This is a genomic window from Streptomyces sp. NPDC096079 (assembly GCF_040303145.1).
Classification (GTDB): Bacteria; Actinomycetota; Actinomycetes; order Streptomycetales; family Streptomycetaceae; genus Streptomyces.
Genome location: NZ_JBEOST010000001.1, coordinates 56,216 through 78,993, shown reverse-complemented (window position 1 = coordinate 78,993; position 22,778 = coordinate 56,216). Strand labels below are relative to the sequence as shown.

At 74.1% G+C, this 22,778-nt stretch carries 16 protein-coding genes; 11 read left to right on the top strand and 5 right to left on the bottom strand.

Features of this window, described 5'->3' with window-relative positions:
• Positions 1-24: 24 nt before the first annotated feature.
• Positions 25-1,596 carry an alpha/beta hydrolase gene (locus tag ABTY59_RS00355; RefSeq protein ID WP_352016672.1) on the bottom strand — a complete coding sequence of 524 codons (1,572 nt, stop codon included), beginning with the start codon at positions 1,594-1,596 and terminating at the stop codon, positions 25-27.
• Between the two features lie 99 nt (positions 1,597-1,695).
• Positions 1,696-4,341 carry a flippase-like domain-containing protein gene (locus tag ABTY59_RS00350; protein ID WP_403538347.1) on the bottom strand — a complete coding sequence of 882 codons (2,646 nt, stop codon included), beginning with the start codon at positions 4,339-4,341 and terminating at the stop codon, positions 1,696-1,698.
• 171 nt (positions 4,342-4,512) lie between these two features.
• Here ABTY59_RS00350 and ABTY59_RS00345 point away from each other — a divergent pair, with 171 nt between their 5' ends.
• From ABTY59_RS00345 to nudC, 6 genes are all read left to right on the top strand, one after another.
• Positions 4,513-4,965 (top strand): MGMT family protein, encoded by a 453-nt coding sequence (locus ABTY59_RS00345; protein WP_352016670.1) that lies wholly within the window; start codon positions 4,513-4,515, stop codon positions 4,963-4,965.
• A 176-nt stretch (positions 4,966-5,141) separates the two neighbouring features.
• Entirely contained in the window at positions 5,142-8,777 is a 3,636-nt protein-coding gene (locus ABTY59_RS00340) for a UvrD-helicase domain-containing protein (protein ID WP_502995317.1), read from the top strand.
• Positions 8,778-8,876: 99 nt separating this feature from the next.
• Positions 8,877-9,692: a hypothetical protein gene (locus ABTY59_RS00335; protein ID WP_352016669.1), complete on the top strand. Its 816-nt coding sequence runs from the start codon at positions 8,877-8,879 to the stop codon at positions 9,690-9,692.
• A gap of 60 nt (positions 9,693-9,752) precedes the next feature.
• Positions 9,753-13,166 (top strand): ATP-dependent helicase, encoded by a 3,414-nt coding sequence (locus ABTY59_RS00330; protein WP_352016668.1) that lies wholly within the window; start codon positions 9,753-9,755, stop codon positions 13,164-13,166.
• A gap of 10 nt (positions 13,167-13,176) precedes the next feature.
• Complete coding sequence (locus ABTY59_RS00325; RefSeq protein ID WP_352016667.1) at positions 13,177-14,589, top strand: dipeptidase; 1,413 nt, start codon at positions 13,177-13,179, stop codon at positions 14,587-14,589.
• Positions 14,590-14,624: 35 nt separating this feature from the next.
• Entirely contained in the window at positions 14,625-15,572 is a 948-nt protein-coding gene (nudC, locus tag ABTY59_RS00320) for an NAD(+) diphosphatase (RefSeq protein ID WP_352016666.1), read from the top strand.
• A 66-nt stretch (positions 15,573-15,638) separates the two neighbouring features.
• Here nudC and ABTY59_RS00315 read toward each other — a convergent pair whose 3' ends face one another.
• Positions 15,639-15,893 (bottom strand): mycoredoxin, encoded by a 255-nt coding sequence (locus ABTY59_RS00315; RefSeq protein ID WP_116158971.1) that lies wholly within the window; start codon positions 15,891-15,893, stop codon positions 15,639-15,641.
• 75 nt (positions 15,894-15,968) lie between these two features.
• On the opposite strand from ABTY59_RS00315, the gene ABTY59_RS00310 reads away from it, so the two are divergent.
• The 5 genes from ABTY59_RS00310 to ABTY59_RS00290 all read left to right on the top strand — a co-directional run bounded on the left by ABTY59_RS00310 (position 15,969) and on the right by ABTY59_RS00290 (position 19,904).
• Positions 15,969-18,221 carry an ATP-dependent DNA helicase UvrD2 gene (locus ABTY59_RS00310; RefSeq protein WP_502995316.1) on the top strand — a complete coding sequence of 751 codons (2,253 nt, stop codon included), beginning with the start codon at positions 15,969-15,971 and terminating at the stop codon, positions 18,219-18,221.
• Positions 18,222-18,392: 171 nt separating this feature from the next.
• On the top strand, positions 18,393-18,758 hold the full coding sequence (locus tag ABTY59_RS00305) for a hypothetical protein (RefSeq protein ID WP_403538334.1): 366 nt from the start codon (positions 18,393-18,395) through the stop codon (positions 18,756-18,758).
• Between the two features lie 173 nt (positions 18,759-18,931).
• The gene (locus tag ABTY59_RS00300; protein WP_352016665.1) at positions 18,932-19,303 is read left to right on the top strand and encodes a WhiB family transcriptional regulator; all 372 of its coding nucleotides are present in this window, start codon (positions 18,932-18,934) and stop codon (positions 19,301-19,303) included.
• Complete coding sequence (locus ABTY59_RS00295) at positions 19,300-19,623, top strand: putative WhiB-interacting protein (RefSeq protein WP_352016664.1); 324 nt, start codon at positions 19,300-19,302, stop codon at positions 19,621-19,623. Before ABTY59_RS00300 ends, ABTY59_RS00295 begins: the two co-directional genes overlap by 4 nt.
• Positions 19,624-19,721: 98 nt before the next feature.
• A complete protein-coding gene (locus ABTY59_RS00290; RefSeq protein ID WP_352016663.1) occupies positions 19,722-19,904 on the top strand; it encodes a hypothetical protein in 183 nt (60 codons plus the stop codon).
• Between the two features lie 106 nt (positions 19,905-20,010).
• Here ABTY59_RS00290 and ABTY59_RS00285 read toward each other — a convergent pair whose 3' ends face one another.
• Positions 20,011-21,342, bottom strand: a complete 1,332-nt coding sequence (locus tag ABTY59_RS00285; RefSeq protein WP_352016662.1) for an ABC1 kinase family protein — start codon at positions 21,340-21,342, stop codon at positions 20,011-20,013.
• A 41-nt stretch (positions 21,343-21,383) separates the two neighbouring features.
• Entirely contained in the window at positions 21,384-22,553 is a 1,170-nt protein-coding gene (locus ABTY59_RS00280) for a TOMM precursor leader peptide-binding protein (protein ID WP_352016661.1), read from the bottom strand.
• Between the last annotated feature and the right edge of the window lie 225 nt (positions 22,554-22,778).

Sequence of the window (22,778 nt, the reverse complement as noted above, 5' to 3'; positions counted from 1 at the left end):
GGGCCTTCCGCCGTCCCGGGGGCGCTACTTGCAGACCGTGCCCGAGGCCGGGACCTTGCCGTCGAGCAGATACGCGTCGACGGTCTTCTTCACGCACGCGCTGCCGCCGTTGTACGCGCCGTGGCCCTCGCCCTCGTACGTCACCTCGATGCCGACGCCCTTGCCGAGCGCCTCCACCATCGACCGTGCGCCCTCGTACGGCGTGGCCGGGTCACCGGTGTTCCCCACGACGAGGATCGGCGCCGCGCCGGGAGCCGAGACGTCCGGGTGGTCCCAGACCCCCGGCACCGGCCACTGCGAGCAGCTCGCGAGCGCCCAGCCCATGAAGTCGCCGAAGACGGGGGAGGCGTCCCGGAACTGGCCGAGCCGCTCCTTCGCCTGCCCCAGGGTGTAGCGCTCCTTGAAGTCCACGCAGTTGATGGCGGCGTTCGCGGCCTGGATGTTGCTGTACGAGCCGTTCTCGCCGCGCCCGTTCATCGAGTCCGACAGGGAGAGCAGCAGCGCCCCGTCGCCGCCGTCGGCCGCGTCGAGCCCCTGCTCCAGGTAGGGCCAGAACTCCTTCGAGTACAGGGCCTGCGCGATGCCGTTGGTGGCCTGCGTCTGGGTCAGCTCGCGGGAGCCGATGCCGGGGATCGGCTTCTTGTCGAGGGCCGCCAGGAGGTCGGTGATCCCCTTCTCGATCTCGGCGACGCTGCTGCCGGGCAGCGCGCACTCGTCGCCGCGGTCCACGCAGTCCTGCGCGAAGTTGTCCAGCGCGAGCTGGAAGCCCTTCGCCTGGCCGAGGGCGCCGTCCTCGACGCCCGCCTCCGGGTCGACGACCGCGTCGAAGACGGCCCGGCCCACGTTCTTCGGGAACATGTGGGCGTAGACGCCGCCGAGTTCCGTGCCGTACGAGATGCCGAAGTAGTGCAGCTTCTCGTCACCGAGGACCTGCCGCATCAGGTCCATGTCCCGCGCCGCGTTCTCGGTGCCGACGTGCGGCAGGGCCGCGCCCGCGTCACGCTCGCAGCCCTTCGCGTACGCCTTCTGCGCGTCGGACAGCGTCCGCTCCTCAGCGGTGTCGTCGGGCGTGAAGTCCAGGGCGTAGTACGCGTCGAGCTCCTTGTCGGTGGCGCACTCAACGGGGTCGCTACGGCCGACGCCGCGCGGGTCGAAGGAGACCAGGTCGTAGCGGCCGCGCAGGGTCTCGTAGTCGGCGGCGAAGCCGGGCAGGCCGGTGATGCCGGAGCCGCCGGGCCCGCCGAAGTTGAAGACGAGGGAGCCGATCCGCCGGGCGCTGTCCCGGGCCCTGGCCCGGATGAGGGCCAGCTCGATGGTCTCGCCCTCCGGCACCGACCAGTCGAGCGGTGTCTGGAGGAAGGAGCACTCCCAGGCGGTGCCGCCGGGCAGCGGGGAGGGCGCGGCCCCGCCGCCCTCGGCGGCGGACGGCGCCGGGCAGGGCGCCCAGGACAGCTTCTGCGAGGTCAGCGCCGCGAGTCCGGTGGGGCTCGACGTCACCGGGTCCGCCGCGTCGTCTCCCCCGTCCGAGCATCCGGCGGCGAGCAGCACGGTGGTGGCGGTGAGCAGAGCGGCGCGCTGGGCGGCGGAGATCGGCATAGGCCCATCGTGGGCCGCCGACCGCGCCCCCGCGCGGGACGGGGGTCCAACCGGGGGGTGGGGCTCTCGGGGGTGTCCGGCCCGTCCGGCCGGGACCCCCTAGAGCGCCTCCCGCTTCGTCAGCCAGTTGAAGCAGATCCACCCGGGCAGCACCGGGATCCACAGCGTGAGCAGGCGGTACAGGAGCACCGCGGGGGTCGCGACCTCGATCGGCAGACCGCCGACGGTGACCAGGCCGACGGTGAGCGCGCCCTCGACCGCGCCGACACCGCCCGGGGTCGGCGCCGCCGAACCGAGCGCGTTGCCCGCGAGGAAGACGACGGCCACGGTCGCGTAACTGATCGTCTGGTTCCCGTGGCTGAAGGCCCGGATCGAGGCGTCCAGGCAGAGGACGAACACGATGGTCAGGAGCAGCATGCCGCTGATGCCCGTGGCCAGCTTCATCGGCCGCTGGAGCACGTCCAGCATGCGCGGCACCACACCGGCGAAGAGCGAGCGCAGCCGCGTCGACACGAACTTGCGCATGAACGGGATCGCCGTCACCACCAGGACGAGCACCGCGACCGTGAGGAGTCCGGCGATGACCGTCCTCGACGGGGTGAAGGACTGCGACTTCTCCGTGCCCGTCAGATAGCCGAAGGAGAGCAGGAGCAGGATGTGCGCCCCGAGTCCGAAGAGCTGCGAGGCGCCGACGCTCGCCACCGCGAGTCCGGGGCGTACGCCCGCGCGCTGGAGGAAGCGGGTGTTCAGGGCCACACCGCCGACCGCCGCCGGGGCGACGATCTTCACGAAGGAGCCGGCGACCTGCGCCACCACCGTCCGCCAGAACCCGACCCGCTCGGGCACGAAGCCCAGCAGGCTCATCGCCGCCGCCACGTAGCTGATCGCCGAGAACAGCACCGCCGCCGCCACCCACCGCCAGTCCGCCTCGCTGACCGTCGACAGCGGCGTACGGGCGATCTGCGACAGCAGGAAGTACGCGGCGACCGCGCCCGCGATCATGCTGACCAGGGTCCGCGGCTTGATCCGCTCCAGGCGGACCGGCTCCACCGGGGCCTGTGGGCGGATCAGCAGCACCTGCTGCCGGATCTGCGCGAGCAGGTCCTCCTCGCGGGCCTCGTCGAGGGCGGTGTCGAGGGCCCGCTTCTCGGCCTTCTTGTCCGCCTTCTTCTCGGCCTTCGTCTCCGCCCGTACGGCCTTCCGGTCGGCCGCGGCCTCGGCCTTGGCGAGTTCCCGCTCGTGCTTGGCGGCCTCGGAGGCCGCGAGCACGGCCTCCCGCTCCCGTGCGGAGCGCTCCCGGGCCAGTCTCCGCAGCGTCGCGCGCGTGGAGCGGCTCAGCGCGATCGGCTGGAGCAGCGGCAGACAGTCGGCGACGGTGTCGGGGCCGAGCACCTCGACGGCCGCGGCGACGGCCCGCTCCGCCCCGACCCGCAGGCCGAGGGTGGTGAGCAGCTGGGCGATGTCCATCCGCAGGACCAGGTCGCCGGCCGCGATCTCGCCGCCCCGGAGGTCCGTGAGGATCACCCTGCCGGAACGATCCACCAGGATCGCGTCCCCGGAGAGCCGGCGGTGCGCGATCCGGCGCGACTGCAGCGCCCTGACCTGGCGCCAGGCGCTGCGGACCAGTTCGTCGGTGATCTCGACGTCGTCGAGCGAGTCGAGGCTCCGGCCGCCGATGTGCTCGTACACGAGCATCACGGCGTCCGGGCCGAGCTCGGAGGTGGCGATCAGCTTCGGCGCGTTCGCCCCGGCGGCGATCGCCGCGTACGCGAGGAGCGCCTCCTGCTCCAGGGCCTGGCGCAGCGAGACGATCGAGCGGCGGGTGGTGATGGTCCGCAGGGTGATCCGCCGCCACGCGCGGTAGAAGAAGCCGTGCGCCTGCTGTTCGCGGTCGACGACGGTGACGTCGAGCGGCGGCCCGTCCTCCAGGGTCACGAGGTAGCGGCGGCCGCGGTCCCCGCTGTCCGCCGCCTCGGGCACGCCCTCGGCGCGCAGTGCCGTCACCGGCCGGAAGCCGACCCGGCGCAGGCCGGCGAGGAGGGTCTGCCCGGTGGGCCGGACGTTCGGCGAGCCGACGGCGTACAGCGTGCCGTACGCCACCGTCCAGCCGATCAGGACGGTCAGGATGATCGAGAGGGCGGTGGTGTAGCCGGCCACCAGCATGGTGAACGCGTCGAGGAGCAGCACCACCCAGAGCGACACCCGCCAGCGGGGCCTGCGGGCCATGCCGACGGCGGTCATGTACGCGATGACCGGCGCGAGGTAGTTGTGCACGGGGTCCGTGAGACCGCCGCCGGACTGCGGCTGGGTCAGCGCGTCCTGGATGGTGCCGGGCGCGGCCTGGGCGACCCAGAGGTCGGTGGCGAGGGTGACGCCGTGCGCCAGGACGGCGGCGAGGACGCCGTCCGCGATGCGCAGACCGTCGCGTTTGATCAGCCGCTCGATGGCGAACGCGACCGGGACGAGCAGGACGGCGATGGACGAGACGAGGCCGGCGATCTTGACGAAGACGTCGGGGGCGCCGACCGCGCCCTTGTTGATGTCCTCCTCCAGACCGGAGGTCGTGGCGTGGGCGAACGCGGCGATGGCGATGACGAGACCGATGGCGAGCAGGCCGCCGAGCAGCCGCATCAGGTCGGAGGGCCGGTGCACGCGGGCGGCGAGCAGCGGCTCGTCGCCGGAGACCCGCTCGGGCACGTCGGGCTGAGCCCCCCCGGGAGGCTGCGTGTCCTGCCCCATCACCATGTCCGTCTCTGCCCGTGCGTCTTGTCGATCTTGTGCGTGATCGTGTTCGTGTTCTTGTACTTGTCGCTCTTGATCTCGTATCACCAGTCACCGCCCGGACGATGGTGGCACGAAGAGCCGCCGGGCGGAGGCATCAGGGCCATGTCGGTGGGGTGAGGCAGGATGGTGCGGATGAGCATGGAGGAGCCTGTGGGGGAGTCTGACGGGGGGACCCCCGGGGAGTCCGGAGAGCTGCCCGAGTACGCGGAGCGGGTGCTCGACGTCGCCGACGCGATCCCTCCCGGGCGCGTGATGACCTACGGCGACGTGGCGGAATGGCTCGGCGAGGGAGGCCCCCGCCAGGTCGGCCGCGTCATGGCCCTGTACGGCGGTGCGGCCCCGTGGTGGCGGGTGGTCCGCGCCGACGGCACGCTGCTGCCGGGCCACGAGCTGCGGGCCCTCGGCCACTACCGCGAGGAGGGCACTCCGCTGCGCGAGGCGGGCCGCACGGCCGGGGGCCACGTCCCGAGGATCGACATGCGGCGGGCCCGCTGGGACGGCGGGACCGCCGGGGGCGGCGAGGACGGCGAGGACGCCGGGGGCGGGGGAAGCGGTACGGCTCGGGGTGCCGGAACTCACACCTGAGGGCGCGCCCCCGGCCGGACCGGCCGGGACGGCTCCCCGGGGGTGGACGCGGTACGGAGTACGGCTCGTCGACGGCCCGCTTCGCGTAACGTCGACGTTCGCGTCTCCCGAGGCGGCGGCCACGGCACACAGCCGCCTCACCCGCACCACCACACCCACCAGGACCGGCGATCCACGTGAGCTCCTCCTCCACCACCCGGCGAACGCCGCCGCACCAGGGACAGCCGTACCCGGGTCCGGGACGGCAGCGGACCCCGGGCGCGTACCGACTGGTGCGCACCACGCCGGCCCCCCTGGATCCCCCTCAGCTGGACGCAGTCCAGCGGGAAGTGGTTGACCACACCGCGGGACCTCTCCTCGTCCTCGCCGGACCGGGCACCGGCAAGACGACCACGCTGGTCGAAGCGGTCGCCGCCCGCATGGAGAGCGGCACCGACCCCGAACGCCTCCTCGTCCTCACCTTCAGCCGCAAGGCCGCCGTCGAACTCCGCGACCGCATGGCCGCACGGCTCGGCGGCCGCCGCCCGCCCCAGGCGACGACCTTCCACTCGTACTGCTACGCCCTGATCCGCGCCCACCAGGACGCCGAGCTCTTCGCCGAACCGCTCCGGCTGCTCTCCGGACCCGAGCAGGACCTCGCCGTCCGTGAACTCCTCGCGGGCCAGATCGACCTGGCGAAGACGGGCCTCGGACACGTCCGCTGGCCCGACGAACTCCGCGCCTGCCTCACCACCCGGGGCTTCGCCGACGAGGTACGGGCCGTCCTCGCGCGCTCCCGCGAGCTGGGCCTCGGGCCGGACGCGCTGGCCCGCTTCGCCGACCGCGTCGGCCGCCCGGACTGGAAGGCCGCGGCCGGCTTCCTCGCCGAGTACCTCGACGTCCTCGACCTCCAGGGCGTCCTCGACTACGCGGAGCTCGTCCACCGGGCCGTACCGCTCGCCCGGGACAGCCGCCTGCCCGCGTACGACGCGATCTACGTCGACGAGTACCAGGACACCGACCCGGCGCAGGTCCGGCTGCTGCACGCGCTCGCCGGCGACGGCCGGAGCACGGTCGTCGCCTTCGGCGACCCCGACCAGTCCATCTACGCCTTCCGCGGCGCCGACGTGAACGGCATCCTCGACTTCCCGTCCGCCTTCGGCGGCGCCGCGGTCCGCGTCCTGCGCACCTCGCGCCGCTCCGGCGCCGCGCTGCTCGGGGCGACCCGGCTGCTCGCCCAGCGGATGCCCATGCCCCGGCTCCCCGCCGACAAGGTCCGCGCCCACCGCGAGCTCGCCCCGACGCGGGACGGCGGCCGGGCGGAGGCGTACACGTACCCGACGGCCTCGGCGGAGGCCGAGAACATCGCCGACCTGCTGCGCCGCGCGCACCTGGAGGACGGCGTGCCCTGGCAGGACATGGCCGTCCTCACCCGCGCCGCCGCCTCCCTGCCGTCCCTCCGCCGCGCCCTCACCTCGGCGGGCGTCCCGGTGGAGACGGACGCGGCGGACACCCCCCTGCGCCACGAACCGGCGGTGACACCGCTGCTCCTCGCCCTGCGAGCGGTCGCCGCGATCGAGCCTGCTCCGGGCGCCGAGCCCGTGGCGGGTGTCGAGTCCGTGCCGGGTGCCGAGTCCGTGCCGGGCGTCGAGTCCGTGCCGGGTGCCGAGTCCGTGCCGGGTGCCGAGTCCGTGCCGGGCGGCGAGTCCGTGCCGGACACCGAGCCCGCGCCGGGTGCCGAGTCCGTGCCGGGCGTCGAGTCCGTGCCGGGCGTCGAGTCCGTGCCGGGCGTCGAGTCCGTGCCGGGCGTCGAGTCCGTGCCGGACACCGAGTCCGTGCCGGGCGGCGAGTCCGTGCCGGACACCGAGCCCGCGCCGGGTGCCGAGCCCGCGCCGGGTGCCGAGTCCGTGCCGGGCGTCGAGTCCGTGCCGGGCGGTGGGGACGGGAGCGGCCGGGGCTCCTGGCTGACCGTCGAGACCGCGCTCGAACTTCTCGCCTCGCCCCTCGCCGGGGTGGACCCCGCGGACCTCCGACGCCTGGGGCGGGCCCTCAGGGACGAGGAGCGCGCCGCCGGCAACAAGGTCCCGCCGCCCTCGGACGTCCTCCTCGCGAGGGCCCTCGCGGAGCCGGAGCGCCTGGTCGCGCACGACCCGGCCTACGCGCGCGGCGCCCAGCGCCTGGGGCTGCTCCTCCAGGAGGCCCGCGCCCTGCTCGACGCGGGCGGCACCGCCGAGGAGGCCCTCTGGGTGCTCTGGAAGGGCACCCCCTGGCCCGGCCGCCTGGAGCGCGCCGCGCTGCGCGGCGGCCCCGCCGGACGCAACGCCGACCGTGACCTCGACGCCGTCTGCGCGCTCTTCGAGACCGCCGCCCGCGCCGAGGAGCGCGTCGGCGGCCGAGGCGTCCTCAACTTCCTCGAAGAGCTCGACGCCCAGGACATCGCCGCCGACACCCTCACCCGCCGGCACACCCGCCCGGACGCCGTCCGTCTGATGACCGCCCACCGCTCCAAGGGCCTGGAGTGGGGCTTCGTCGTCGTCGCGGGGATGCAGGAGGGCCTCTGGCCCGACCTCCGCCGCCGCGGCTCCCTCCTCGAAGCCGACCGCATCGGCCGCGACGGCCTCGCCGAACCCCTCACCCCCGGCGCCCTCCTCGCCGAGGAGCGACGCCTCTTCTACGTCGCCGCCACGCGCGCGCGTGACCGGCTCGTCGTCACCGCCGTGAAGGCCGCCGCCGAGGACGGGGACCAGCCGTCCCGGTTCCTCACCGAGCTCGGCGCCGAGCCCAAGGACGTCCCGGGCCGCCCCCGCCGCCCGCTCGCGGTCTCCGCCCTGGTCGCCGAGCTGCGCGCCACGACCGTCGACCCGCAGGCCTCGCCCGGGCTCCGCGAGGCCGCCGCCGACCGGCTCGCCCGGCTGGCCGCCCTCACCGACGAGGACGGTCAGCCGCTCGTCCCGGCCGCGCACCCCGACCGCTGGTGGGGCCTGGCCGAGCCGACCCGGAGCCCGGAGCCGCTGCGCGACCGCGACCGGCCGGTGGCCCTGTCGCCCAGCTCCCTGGAGAACCTGGTCGGCACCTGTTCCCTCCAGTGGTTCCTGGGCCGCGAGGTCAAGGCCGCGGCCCCCGCCACCGCCGCCCAGGGCTTCGGGAACGTCGTGCACGTGCTCGCCGACGAGGTCGCCTCCGGGCGCACCCCGGCCGACCTGGACGTCCTCATGGCCCGGCTGGACTCCGTCTGGGACGCCCTCGCCTTCGACGCGCCCTGGAAGTCGGCGCAGGAGAAGCAGCACGCGCGCGTGGCCCTCGAACGCTTCCTGAGCTGGCACGTCATGGACCGCGGCGGCCGCACCCCCGCCGCCTCCGAGCACGGCTTCGACGTGACCCTGGGGGCGGGGGAGTACGAGGTCCGCATCCGCGGCTCCATGGACCGGGTCGAGACCGACGAGCACGGGCGCGCGTACGTCGTCGACTTCAAGACCGGCAAGTCCGCCCCCACCAAGGACGAGGTCGCCCACCACCCGCAGCTCGCGGTCTACCAGCTCGCGGTGCGGGAGGGCGCCCTCGACGAGGTCTTCGGCGGCGCACGCCCGGAGCCCGGCGGCGCCGAGCTCGTCCAGCTGCGGCAGGCCGCCCCGAAGAAGGAGGGCGGCGACGCCCTGCCCAAGGTCCAGGCGCAGGAGCCGCTGACCGGGGAGTGGGTCGGTGAGCTGCTCGCGCAGGCGGCGGGCCGCGTCCTCGACGAGCGGTTCACGCCGAGCACCGGCCAGCACTGCGCGACCTGCTCGTTCCGGGCCTCGTGCAGCGCCCGGCCGGAGGGCCGCCAGGTCGTCGACTGACCCGGCCCGCGCCCGTCGCCCACCCGTGCGGAGTAGCGGGCGCGGGCGCGCGGGGCGACCCTGGTGGACAGGGGTGTCGGGGAACGCGAGGAGGCTCGCATGGCGTCCCACCGAAAGCTCCGCGCCGCCGCCGTCGTCTGCGCCGTCGTCGTCGTGACCGGGCCCGCGCCGGTGGCGGCCTGGGCGGCGGCCGGCGGCCCGGCCGCCGTCCCGCCCGGCGCCGCGGCCCCCGCCCCCTCCCCGGACCCGTTCGCGGGGCTGAGCGCGGACGAGATCGGCGAGCGGGCCGTGGACGCCACCCGGTCGGCGACCTCCCTGCGCATGACCGGCCGGGTCGTCAGCGAGGGACAGCCGCTCGACATCGACTTCGCCGTCGACGACCACGACCGGTGCACCGGCCTGATCAGGATCCAGGGCGGCACCGCCGAACTCCGCCGCGTCGACCACATCACCTACATGAAGGGCGACGAGGCGTTCTGGCGGGCCTCCATGTCCTCCCAGGGCCTTCCGGAGCCGCAGATCACGGTCACCATCGAACTGATCAAGGGCCGCTGGCTGAAGATCGCCCCGGGGCAGGAGGGCAGCGAGGACCTCAGCGGCGTGTGCGACCTGAAGGGGCTCCTGGCCGACCTGGACAAGGACGAGGACGACAGCACGGGACTGGTCCGGGGACCGGACGGCACGGTCGGCAAGACGCCCGTCGCGACCCTGGTGAAGCACAGGGCGGGCGGCGAGACGACCACCGTGTCCGTCTCCCAGCGGGGCAAGCCGTACATCCTGAAGATGGTGAAGGCGGGCGGCGACGAGCCCGGCACGATGGTGCTCTCCGACTACGACAAGCCGGTCAAGGTGAAGGTCCCGCCGGCCGACGAGACCGTCGACCTCTCCAAGCTGGACAGCGGCATACCCGCGTGAAGGCGAAGGTCACAGGCGTACGGGGCCGGACTGTCGGTCGGCCCCGTTAGCCTCTTTGGGGTGACCGCGCACCTCACCGACCCCGAGCAGCTCAAGGAGCTCCTCGGCATCCCGTTCACCCCGGAGCAGACGGCCTGCATCACCGCGCCGCTCGCCCCGCAGGTCGTCGTGGCCGGAGCGGGCTCCGGCAAGACGACGGTGATGGCCGCCCGGGTGGTCTGGCTGGTCGGCACCGGCCAGGTCGCCCCCGAGCAGGTCCTCGGTCTCACCTTCACCAACAAGGCGGCCGGCGAGCTCGCCGAGCGCGTCCGCACCGCCCTCGTCCGGGCCGGCGTCACCGACCCCGACGTCATCGACCCCGAGAACCCCCCGGGCGAGCCCCGCATCTCCACGTACCACGCCTTCGCCGGGCAGCTCCTGACCGACCACGGCCTGCGCATCGGCCTGGAGCCCACCTCCCGGCTCCTCGCCGACGCCACCCGCTACCAGCTCGCCGCGCGCGTGCTGCGCGAGGCCCCCGGCCCGTACCCCGCGCTCACCCGGTCCTTCCCGACCCTCATCACCGACCTGCTCGCCCTCGACGCGGAGCTCGCCGAGCACCTCGTACCGCCCGAGCGGCTCCTCGCGCATGACACCGGGCTGCTCGAAGAGCTGGCCGGCGCCCAGCTCACCAACGCCGACCTGCGCAAACTCCCCGAGACCAGTGCCGCGCGGCGCGAGCTCCTCGACCTCGTCGTCCGCTACCGCGCGGCCAAGCGCTCCCGGGACCTGCTGGACTTCGGCGACCAGATCGCCCGCTCCGCGGAACTCGCCACCACCCGGCCCGAGGTCGGCGCGATCCTCAGGGACGAGTTCCGGGTCGTCCTCCTCGACGAGTACCAGGACACCTCCGTCGCCCAGCGCCTGCTCCTCTCCGGCCTCTTCGGGCAGGGCCCCTCCGGCCGGAGCACCGGACACGCCGTGACCGCCGTCGGCGACCCCTGCCAGGCCATCTACGGCTGGCGCGGCGCCTCCGTCGCGAACCTGGACGACTTCCCCGAGCACTTCCCCCACGCGGACGGCACGCCCGCGAACCGCTACGCGCTCTCCGAGAACCGTCGCAGCGGCGGCCGCCTCCTGGAGCTGGCCAACGGCCTCGCCGCCCCCCTGCGCGCCATGCACGCGGGCGTGGAGGCGCTGCGCCCCGCGCCCGGCGCCGAGGCCGACGGCAGCGTGCGGATCGCGCTCCTGCCCACCCACGCCGAGGAGATCGACTGGCTCGCGGACTCCCTCGCCCACCTCGTACGGACCGGCCGGGAGCCCGGCGAGATCGCCGTCCTGTGCCGGACCGCCACCGACTTCCCCGCCATCCACGCGGCCCTCGTCGCCCGTGACGTGCCCGTCGAGGTCGTCGGCCTCTCCGGCCTGCTCCACCTGCCCGAGATCGCCGACCTGGTCGCCGTCTGCGAGGTCCTCCAGGACCCGGGGGCCAACGCCGCCCTGGTCCGCCTGCTCACCGGCCCCCGCTGGCGCGTCGGCGCCCGCGACCTGGCCCTTCTCGGCCGCCGCGCCCGCCTCCTGGTCCACCGGGGCGGCGAGGACACGGACCCCGAGCAGCGGCTCGCCGCCGCCGTCGAGGGCGTCGACCCGGCCGAGGTCGTCTCCCTCGCCGACGCCCTCGACACCTTCCTCGACCTCGGCGGCACCGACGACGGCCTGGCGTTCTCCGCCGAGGCCCGGGTCCGCTTCGCGCGCCTCGCCACCGAGCTGCGCGCGCTGCGCACCTCGCTCGCCGACCCCCTGATGGACGTGCTGCACCGGGTCCTCGCCGCCACCGGTCTCGAGGTCGAGCTCTCCGCCTCCCCGCACGCGCTCGCGGCCCGCCGCCGCGAGACCCTCGGCCACTTCCTCGACATCGCCGCCGGCTTCGCCTCCCTCGACGGCGAGGCCAGCCTCCTCGCCTTCCTCGGCTTCCTGCGGACGGCCGTCCAGTTCGAGAAGGGCCTCGACAGCGCGCTGCCGGGCGGCGAGAACACGGTGAAGGTCCTCACCGCGCACAAGTCCAAGGGCCTCGAATGGGACGTCGTCGCCGTCCCCGGCCTGGTCACCGGCCAGTTCCCCAGCACCAGGGCCCGTGAGTCGTGGACGTCGCAGCCCCAGGTGCTCCCGCACGCGCTGCGCGGTGACGCGGCGACCCTGCCGGGGATCGACACCTGGGACGCGAGGTCCCTCACGTCCTTCAAGAACGAGATGCGGGACCACCAGCACACCGAGGAGCTCCGCCTCGGCTACGTGACCTTCACCCGCCCCCGCTCCCTCCTCCTGGGCTCCGCCCACTGGTGGGGTCCGGCGCAGAAGAAGCCCCGGGGCCCCTCGGACTTCCTGCGCGCGCTGTACGAGCACTCCGCGCGGGGCCACGGCGACATCGAGGCCTGGGCGGACGAACCGGAGAAGGACGCGGAGAACCCGTCCCTGACGGAGCGGGGACAGGACCAGGCCTGGCCGCTTCCGCTGGACGAGGAGTCGTTCAAGCGCCGGAAGGAGGCGGCGGAGGCCGTCGCCCGCCGGATGTGGGCGTACGTTCCGCAGGACGGAACGGCCGGGCACGAGCCCACCCGCGCGGCGGCCGCAGTCCCGGGCCCCGACCCGGGCCCCGACCCCGAGGACCTCTGGCCCGAGGAGGAGGAACCCGTGTGGGACGAGGAGGCCCTCCCCGAGGACCTCCACAGGGACGCGGTACCCGCACCCCGCGAGGAGGCGCGGCCCGAGGAGCCCCGGCCGCTCGCCCCCGAGGACACGAGAACCGTCGCGTCCTGGGACCGCGACCTCACCGCCCTCACGTCGGAGCTGCGGCGTGCCCGCGCGACCACCCGTGACGTCCTGCTGCCCGCGTACCTCTCCGCGTCGCAGGTCCTGCGCCTCGCCGCCGACCCGGACGGCTTCGCCCAGGAGCTGGCCCGGCCGATGCCCAAGGCGCCGCAGCCCGCGGCCCGCCGGGGCACCCGCTTCCACGCGTGGGTGGAGTCCCGCTTCGAGGAGCTTCCGCTGCCGTTCCTCGGCCCGGAGGAGCTGCCCGGCGGCGAGGACTTCGCGGGGGAGCCGGAGATCCTCGACGAGCGGGACCTCGACGAGCTCAAGGAGGCCTTCGCCCGCACGCCGTACGCCCGGCGCACCCCGTACCGCGTCGAGGTCCCCGTGCACCTCTCCCTCGCGGGCCGGGTCGTCCGGGGCAGGATCGACGCCGTCTACCGGGACCCGGAGTCCGGCGCGTACGAGATCGTCGACTGGAAGACCAGCCGGGAGCGCTCCGCGGATCCGCTCCAGCTCGCGATCTACCGGCTCGCCTGGGCGGAGCAGCACGGCCTCCCGCCGGAGGAGGTGGCGGCCGCCTTCGTGTACGTCCGGACGGGTGAGGTCGCCCGCCCGGCCCGTCTGCCCGGCCGGGCCGAGCTGGAGGCCGTCCTGCTGGGCGGGGCACCCCCGGACGCCGGATAGGCTCGGGGGCATGAGCGAGACCCCGGACAGCGCCGTCCGCACCGTACGCACGTACGTCGAGCAGCACCGCGACGCCTTCCTCGGCGACCTGGCCGAGTGGCTGCGCATCCCCTCCGTGTCGGCCCAGCCGGAGCGTGCCGGGGACGTACGGCGCAGCGCCGAGTGGCTCGCCGCCAAGCTCACGGAGACCGGGTTCACCACGGTCGAGGTCTGGGAGACCGACGGCGCCCCCGCCGTCTTCGCGGAGTGGCCCTCCGACGACCCTGACGCCCCGACCGTCCTCGTCTACGGCCACCACGACGTGCAGCCCGCGGCCCGCGAGGACGGCTGGCACACGGACCCGTTCGAGCCGACGGTGGTCGACGGCCGGATGTACGCGCGCGGGGCGGCCGACGACAAGGGCCAGGTGTTCTTCCACACCCTCGGCGTCCGCGCCCACCTCGCCGCCACCGGCCGCACGGCGCCCGCCGTCCACCTCAAGCTGATCGTCGAGGGCGAGGAGGAGTCCGGCTCCCCGCACTTCCGCGCGCTGGTCGAGGAGCGCGCCGGGCGGCTCGCCGCCGACGCCGTGATCGTCTCCGACACCGGCATGTGGTCCGAGACGACCCCCACCGTCTGCACCGGCATGCGCGGGGTCGCCGACTGCGAGATCGAGCTGTACGGCCCCGACCAGGACATCCACTCCGGCTCCTTCGGCGGCGCCGTGCCGAACCCGGCGACCGTCGCGGGACGCATCGTCGCCGCCCTCCACGACGAGCACGAGCACGTCGCGATCCCCGGCTTCTACGACGGCGTGACCGAACTCACCGAGGCCGAGCGGGCGCTCGTCGCCGAGCTGCCCTTCGACGAGGCGGCCTGGCTGCGCACCGCCAAGTCCCACGGCACCCTCGGCGAGGCCGGCTTCACGACCCTGGAGCGGGTCTGGGCCCGGCCCACCGCCGAGGTCAACGGCATCGGCGGCGGCTACCAGGGCCCCGGCGGCAAGACGATCGTCCCCGCCTCCGCGATGCTCAAGCTGTCGTTCCGGCTGGTCGCGGGCCAGGACCCGGCCAAGATCGAGCTCGCGGTACGGGACTGGCTGGCCGCGCTCGTGCCCGCCGGCATCCGGTACGAGATCGTCTTCGGCGCCCCGACCCGCCCCTGCCTCACCCCCCTCGACCACCCCGCCCTCAAGGCGGTGGCCGGGGCCATGAGCAGGGCCTTCGACGGAGCCAAGGTCCGCTACACCCGGGAGGGCGGCTCCGGACCGGCCGCCGACCTCCAGGACGTGCTCGACGCGCCCGTCCTGTTCCTCGGCATCTCCGTGCCGTCCGACGGCTGGCACGCCCCCGACGAGAAGATCGAGCTCGATCTCCTCATGAAGGGCGTCGAGACGACCGCGCACCTGTGGGGCGACCTGCCCGCCGCCCTGAACGCGCGCTGAACCCACACACCGATCCGGGGGAGTTGGAAGCACCTGTGAGCACCTTGAAGAACGCGTCAGCGGACCGCCCGATCTCGCTCACCGCCCCGAGCGGCATCGACCGCGCCGCCCACCACCGCCTCGACGAGGCGTGGCTGGCGGCGGCCTGGAGCCACCCCACCACCCGGGTCTTCGTGGTCTCCGGAGGGCAGGTGCTCATCGACGACCGCCCCGACGGCACCACCGAGCTGGTGATGACCCCGGCCTTCGAGGCCCCGGTCACCGAGACCCACCGCTACTTCCTGGGCACGGACGCCGACGGCGTCTCGTACTTCGCGCTCCAGAAGGACTCGCTGCCCGGCCGCATGGACCAGTCCGCCCGCCCCGCCGGGCTGCGCGAGGCCGGCCTCCTGCTCTCCGACCGCGACGCGGGCCTCATGGTGCACGCGGTGGCCCTGGAGAACTGGCAGCGCCTCCACCGCTTCTGCTCGCGCTGTGGCGAGCGCACGGTCGTCGCGGCCGCCGGTCACATCCGCCGCTGCCAGGCGTGCGGCGCCGAGCACTACCCGCGCACCGACCCCGCGGTGATCATGCTGGTCACCGACGAGCAGGACCGGGCGCTGCTCGGCCGCCAGGTGCACTGGCCGGAAGGCCGCTTCTCGACCCTCGCGGGCTTCGTGGAGCCGGGCGAGTCCATCGAGGCGTCGGTGGCCCGTGAGGTCTTCGAGGAGGCCGGTGTCACGGTCGGCGAGGTCGAGTACATCGCCAGTCAGCCGTGGCCGTTCCCGTCCAGCCTGATGCTGGGCTTCTTCGCCCGCGCCACGTCCTCGGAGATACACGTGGACGGCGAGGAGATCCACGAGGCCCGCTGGTTCTCCCGCGAGGACCTGGCCGCAGGCTTCGAGTCCGGCGAGGTGCTGCCGCCGTACGGGATCTCGATCGCCTCCCGGCTGATCGAGCGCTGGTACGGCAAGCCGCTGCCGAAGCCGGGCGACGTGGTCTGACCCGGCGCCCGCGCGTGACGAAGCCCCCGGCCATCCGTGGCCGGGGGCTTCGTCACGCGCGGGGCGTCAGACCGCCAGCGCCTGCTTGACCTGGGCGAGCGACGGGTTGGTCATGACCGACTCGCTGCCCTGCGGGGAGACGACCAGGACGGTCGGCACGGTCTGGTTGCCGCCGTTGGCCTTCTCGACGAACGCGGCCGAGTCCGGGTCCTGCTCGATGTTGATCTCCGTGTACGCGATGCCCTCGCGGTCCATCTGGCTCTTCAGCCGACGGCAGTAGCCGCACCACGTGGTGCTGTACATCGTCACAGTGCCCTGCATGGCCAGGCGCTCCTCTTGTTCGCGGACGGGTGCCAAGGGGAAGAACGTACGCCTTGCCCGCCCCATTCCCGGAATATGTATGACCGGCGGCACCCCCCTGTGGACAAGCCCCGACGGCGAGCCCGGCCGACCTGGCAGCATTGGGGGGTGACAGCAGCAACGCACTCCACTCTCTTCCCGCAGGTCCCGGAGACGGCCGACGCGGTGCTCGACGGGCTCGACCCCGAGCAGCGCGAGGTCGCCCTAGCCCTGAGCGGACCGGTGTGCGTCCTCGCGGGAGCCGGCACGGGCAAGACCCGGGCCCTCACCCACCGCATCGCGTACGGGGTGCGGGCGGGCGTCCTCCAGCCCTCCAGTGTGCTGGCCGTCACCTTCACCAACCGTGCCGCGGGGGAGATGCGCGGCCGGCTGCGGCAGCTCGGCGCGGGCGGCGTCCAGGCCCGCACGTTCCACTCCGCGGCCCTCCGCCAGCTTCAGTTCTTCTGGCCGAAAGCAGTCGGTGGCGAGCTGCCCCGCCTCCTGGAGCGGAAGGTCCAGCTGGTCTCCGAGGCCGCGGCCCGCTGCCGGATCCGGCTCGACCGGAACGAGCTCAGGGACGTGACCAGCGAGATCGAGTGGGCCAAGGTCACCCAGACCGTCCCCGCCGACTATCCGGCCGCCGTCGCCAAGTCCGTCAGGGACGCCCCCCGCGACCCGGCGGAAATCAGCCAGCTCTATGCCCTGTACGAGCAGCTGAAGCGCGACCGCTCGGTGATCGACTTCGAGGACGTGCTGCTGCTCACCGTCGGCATCCTCCAGGACCGGCACGACATCGCCGACCAGATCCGCCGCCAGTACCAGCACTTCGTGGTGGACGAGTACCAGGACGTCTCGCCGCTCCAGCAGCGGCTGCTCGACCTGTGGCTCGGCGACCGGGACAACCTCTGCGTCGTCGGCGACGCCAGCCAGACGATCTACTCCTTCACCGGCGCCACCCCCGACCACCTGCTGAACTTCCGCACCCGGCACCCGGGCGCCACGGTCGTCAAGCTGGTCCGCGACTACCGGTCCACCCCCCAGGTCGTCCACCTGGCGAACGGGCTGCTCAGCCAGGCCCGCGGCCGGGCCGCCGAGCACCGCCTGGAGCTGATCTCCCAGCGCGACCCGGGCCCGGAGCCGGTCTACACGGAGTACGCCGACGAGCCCACCGAGGCCGAGGGCACCGCCCGCCGCGTCCGTGACCTCATCGCCGCCGGCGTCCCGGCCGGCGAGATCGCCGTCCTCTACCGGATCAACGCCCAGTCCGAGGTCTACGAGCAGGCCCTCGCCGACGCCGGAGTGCCCTACCAGCTCCGCGGCGCCGAGCGCTTCTTCGAGCGGGAGGAGGTGCGCAAGGCGGGCATCGCCCTGCGCGGCGCCGCCCGCGCCGGGGGCAACGACTCCCTCCTCGACGACGCCGAGGACCTGCCCGCCCAGGTCCGCGCCGTCCTCTCGACCAACGGCTGGACCCCGCGGCCGCCCGCCGGATCCGGCTCCGTCCGCGACCGCTGGGAGTCCCTCGCCGCCCTCGTCCGGCTCGCCGAGGACTTCGCCCGCGCCAAGCCCGGCGCGACCCTCTCCGACCTGGTCGCCGAGCTCGACGAGCGGGCCGCCGCCCAGCACGCCCCCACCGTCCAGGGCGTCACCCTCGCCTCGCTGCACGCGGCCAAGGGCCTCGAATGGGACGCCGTCTTCCTGGTCGGCCTCACCGAGGGCATGATGCCGATCACCTACGCCAAGACCGACGAACAGGTCGAGGAGGAGCGCCGCCTGCTGTACGTGGGCGTCACCCGGGCCCGGGTCCACCTCACGCTCTCCTGGGCGCTCTCCCGCTCCCCGGGCGGCCGCCCGGGGAGGCGCCCCAGCCGCTTCCTCAAGGGGCTGCGGCCCGGCTCCGGCTCGCTCGGCGCCGTCGGCCCGGGCGGCACGGGCTCCGTCGAGCGGGGCGGCGGCGGCCCCGTCCGGCGCACGGCGCGCGGCCCCGTCCGGTGCCGGGTCTGCGGCGCCACCCTCACCGAGGCCGGCGCGATGAAGCTGATGCGCTGCGAGGACTGCCCCTCGGACATGGACGAGGCGCTGTACGAGCGGCTCCGGGACTGGCGGTCGGAACAGGCCAGGGAGCTCGGCCAGCCGGCGTATTGCGTGTTCACCGACAAGACGCTCATGGCGATCGCCGAGCGCGTCCCCGCCACCGACGGGGAGCTCGCCTCGATCTCCGGGGTCGGCGCCCGCAAGCTCGGCCGCTTCGGAGCCGAGGTCCTGGCCATCTGTGCAGGTGAGGAGGGTGGGACCGGCGCCGACGAGGGCTGAGGAAAACTCGTGGGAAAAATAGTTTGCGCCCGCCCCGTCAAGCCCCATAGGTTCTTAACCACGGAAACAGCGCTTCTCCGAAGCCCTGTCTTCGTGCTGTACTTGTCCAAATAAACACGAGGGTCCGGCTCGCACCCGAGCCCTCCGAGACGCCGAGAGGAGGCGATTCCAGTGATCAGCACCACCATTCAGACCCGCACCGCCAGCTTCAGCACCACCGTCAGCATCGTCGGCACGGCCAAAATGACCGATCTCTCGGTCGTCTCCGCCTGCTCGCTCGGCCTCTCCGCCTCGGCTCTCATCGGCACCGGTCTGCCCGTCGCCGGCCTGCCCGTCACCGGTCTCTCCGGTCTCGGTGCGGTCGCCGTGGCTCCGCGCAATGAGCGACCGACCAAGGCACTGGAAGCAGGAGTTGCAGGCAAGGCCAAGGCCTATGACTTTGCGGCGACCGGTGCCGGAACCGAGCAGCAGACGACGACGCACGACCACATGATGTGGGCCTTCCGTGGGCTCGAACCCTGGAGTGATCCAGTCTGATCCATGATCAGACCGGCGCCTTCAGGGCCGCGGAACCCCACCCGGGATCCGCGGCCCTTCTGTTTGTCCCCGAACGGGGACGGCAGCGCGAAGGGGCCTCGGGAAAGACACCGCCCGGTACCAGCCGAAACCCCGGCCAACAGGCCGGAACGACCAGACGAGGAAAGACCACCGTGCAACTCGAAGCGCACGCCCCGTCCGTACCGCATTCCGAATCGATCCCCCTGCCCGGCCTCACGGAGGACCCCGCTTTGACCCCCCTCACCGCGCTCACCGCGCTCGACGACGCCATCGAGAACCTCGGCGTCCCCGTCCCCTGTCGCGCCTACGACCCCGAGGTCTTCTTCGCGGAGTCCCCGGCCGACGTCGAGTACGCGAAGTCCCTCTGCCGGACCTGCCCGCTCATGGCCGCCTGCCTCGCCGGCGCCCAGGAGCGCCGCGAGCCCTGGGGCGTCTGGGGCGGCGAGCTGTTCGTCCAGGGCGTGGTCGTCGCCCGCAAGCGGCCCCGTGGCCGTCCTCGCAAGAACCCGGTCGTCGCGGCATGAGCGCCACCGGAACCATCGACCGCCCCCTCACGCACGATCCCCAGAAGCAGGCCCCGATGACCTCTTCCGCCGGCGAGCCCGCAGGCTCCGCGACCCCAGTCTTCTCCCCCGCCGCCGCGCACACCGCGCGTCAGAACAGGACCCGTGAAATGCAACTCATCCCAGAAGCCCTGGCCCGTGCCCATATGCACGAGCGACAGCGTGAGGCCGACGCGGAACGCCAGGCCGTGCGCCTGGTCGCCGCCCGGCGCATGCAGCGCCGCGCCGAGCGCGTCTCGCTGCGCGCCCGCCGCGCGCTCGCCATGGCCGTCATGAACTGAGCATCGTCGTGATGCCCTCGCGGGGGCCGGTCCGAACGGACCGGCCCCCGCGGTGCGTTGCCCCCACGGCGACCCCCGGGCGGGTTATCGTCACGAGGGTGAACGACGCCCGTACCCCCGAGGCACCCTTCGTCTGCGCGCGCTGCGGCAAGACCACCGAGACCCTGCCGCTGACCTGGACCTGCTCGGTGGAGAACGGCCGCAGGGAGTACTTCTGCGAGGAGTGCGCCCGCGCCAACATCCGCGCGATCGAGGGCCGCCTGGACTCGTCCTGGTGGTGACCCGCCCCGTCGTGGGCGGGCCGCCCTGCCGGACGCCCGCCCACACGGGCCGGGGTCACGCCTAGGGGGTGTTTCGAAAGTCCTGTGCGGTCTTTCGAAACACCCCCTAGAAGCCCGGGAGCCACTCCCGCAGCTCGGACCGGAGGCGGACCGTCGCGTTCAGCTGGCACAGGACCCCGATCGTGCTCAAGGTCACACGGTGTATCAGCAGGTACGACGGCGGCAGGTTCAGCTGCTTGCCCAGCTGGTGCGCGGGGGAGCGGGGGTCCGCGATCCGGGCCGCCTGGGTGCGCATCCAGCCGCGGCTGAACGCGAAGGCCTCCACCTCGGCCGGCTCGATGATCGGCAGCAGGTACTCCAGGACCGCGTCCGGGTCCAGCGCGACGGACTCCTTCACGAAGCCCTCCGCGCACAGCAGCTCGTAGACCGTGTCGGCCTCACCGGCGACGGCCCCCCGCAGACAGGTGCCGATCGTCTCCGGCAGCCCACCAGGCAGCCGGTCCACGGTGCCGAAGTCGAGGACCCCGAGCCGCCACTCCTCGGGGCCGTCCTCCTCGCCCGCACCGGGCAGCAGCCGGAAGTTCCCGGGGTGCGGGTCGGCGTGCAGCAGACCCGTGCGCGCGGGCCCGGAGAACAGGAAGCGGGCCAGAAGCTGGCCCGCCCGGTCCCGCTGCGCCTCCGTGCCGTCCGCGATCACCTCCGCGAGCGGCACCCCGTCCATCCACTCGGTGACGAGGATCTGCTCCGACTGGTGCACCACCGCGGGCACCACCACGTGGGGGTCGTCCGCGAACTCCTCCGCGTGGATCCGCTGCGCCTCCGCCTCCAGCGCGTAGTCCAGCTCCTCGGAGACCCGGTCCCGCATCTCCGCGATCAGCGGCTTGATGTCCATGCCGGGCACGAGCGGACCGAGCAGCCGGGCGAAGCGGCTCAGCTGCGTCAGGTCCGACAGCAGCGCGTCCCCGGCGCCGGGGTACTGCACCTTCACCGCGACCTCGCGCCCGTCGTGCCACACGGCCCGGTGCACCTGGCCGATCGAGGCGGCCGCCGCCGGTTTGTCCTCGAACTCCAGGAACAGCTCCCGCCACCCGGCTCCGAGCCGCTCCGCGAGGACCGCGTGCACCGTGCGCGTCGGCATCGGCGGGGCCGCTTCCTGAAGCTTCGTCAGCGCCGCCCGGTAGGGCCCGGCGACCTCCTCGGGAAGGGCCGACTCGAAGACGGACAGCGCCTGTCCGAGCTTCATGGCCCCGCCCTTGAGCTCGCCGAGGACCTTGAACAGCTGCTCGGCCGTGCGCTGCTGGAGCTCGCGGGCCACGAGCTCCGCCGATCTGCCGCCGATCCGCTTGCCCAGACCCCAGGTGGCCCGGCCCGCGAAGCCCAGGGGCAACGCGGCCAACTTGGCGGTCCGGGTGACCGCCTTCCGGGGAAGATCAGACATACGCCCCTCCAAAACCCAGACTGCCGTGCCGCGCAGGGCCGTTACCCCGCCATTGTGTCGTGCGCGTCCCCGGCCGCCGCGGCGCGCTCCCCTTCTCGGCCGCGCGCCGCGCCGCAGGGGCAGTCCGGATGCGGTCTCAGCCGCACCGACCGCCACTCCAGGAGCGGCAGGGACGCCTCCCAGCGGGTGCCCGTGCTCGCCGGGAGGTCCCCGTCCAGGAAGGCCAGCGCGTGCGCGGCGGCAAGACCCGCCACCGCCGTGGCGAGACCCAGGTCGCAGGCGGGCAGCGGATGCGGGGCGCCGGAGCGCCACTGGGCGAGCAGCCGGGGCGTCATCGGGTCCCGGTCCGTGCGCTCCTCCTGGAGACACCGCGCGCAGGCGGTGGCCCCGGGCAGGACGAGCGGTCCGACCGTGCCGGTGGCCTCCAGGACACCCGCGTAGAGATGGGGGGTGCCGGTGGAGATCCACGGCTCCGCGGGGACCGGATCGGGGACGTACGCCCCGAGGCCGTCCCGTGGCGTCACCACGACGAGTGACAGTCCGGGCCGACCCCGCCCTTCACCCTGACCGCCGGACGCGCCGGATCCCCGCGGGCGCGCGGCGCGGCCGGGGTCCCGGGCCCAGCGGCCCACCAGGCGCCGGGCCGCCGTCGCCCGGCGCTCGCCGACGACCTCGGGGGGCAGCCCGCCAGGGGCCGTCTCCCAGGGCTCCACCCGGCCCGGGTCGAGGACCTCGACCGTGCCCACCCCCGCCGCCGCGAGGAGCGCCGCCAGCGTCGCGCCGACCCGGCCCGCGCCCAGGACCCGGACGCGCAGTGCCCGCCGGGCGGCCAGGGTCCGCGCCGCCGCCTCCGGCCCGGGGTGGACCACGGACAGGGAGGCCAGGTCCGCGCGGAGCGGATCGAGCGCCACGTCCACCGCGCCGGCGGCCGGCCCCGCCTTTCCCGGCCGCCCGGTCGCGGCGTCCGTGAGGAGCCCGGCCGACTCCAGCCGGCCGAGCAGCGCGTCCAGCCGGCCGTCCGGGAGGCCGAGCGCCCGTGCCTCGGCCCGCAGCAGCGCGGTCCCGCGGGTGCCGTCGAGCAGCCCGAGCACCGCCCCCGTCGCCGGGTCGACCGGGTCGAGCACCACCGCGTGCGCGGGGGCGACGCCGAACTGGACGCACCGCAGACCGCGCCACGCGCGCCGCAGTGCCGGTTTCACCATCGGATGCACTTCCCCGCCCCCGTCCGTCTCCGCCCCGACCGCATTCAAGATCGACTTCAAGATCGACAACGGCTTTCCGTCGTCCCGAATGAGAATGCCCCGCCTTCGTGACGGCCGCCGAAAGTTGTCCACAGGGCGGGGGGATTAGTCATTCGAATGGTGCGCGGTGGGGTCGGATCGTTCCCGAAACCACTCCGGAGGCGGGACTTCCCGCGCCGCCAGCGGGTAACGTCG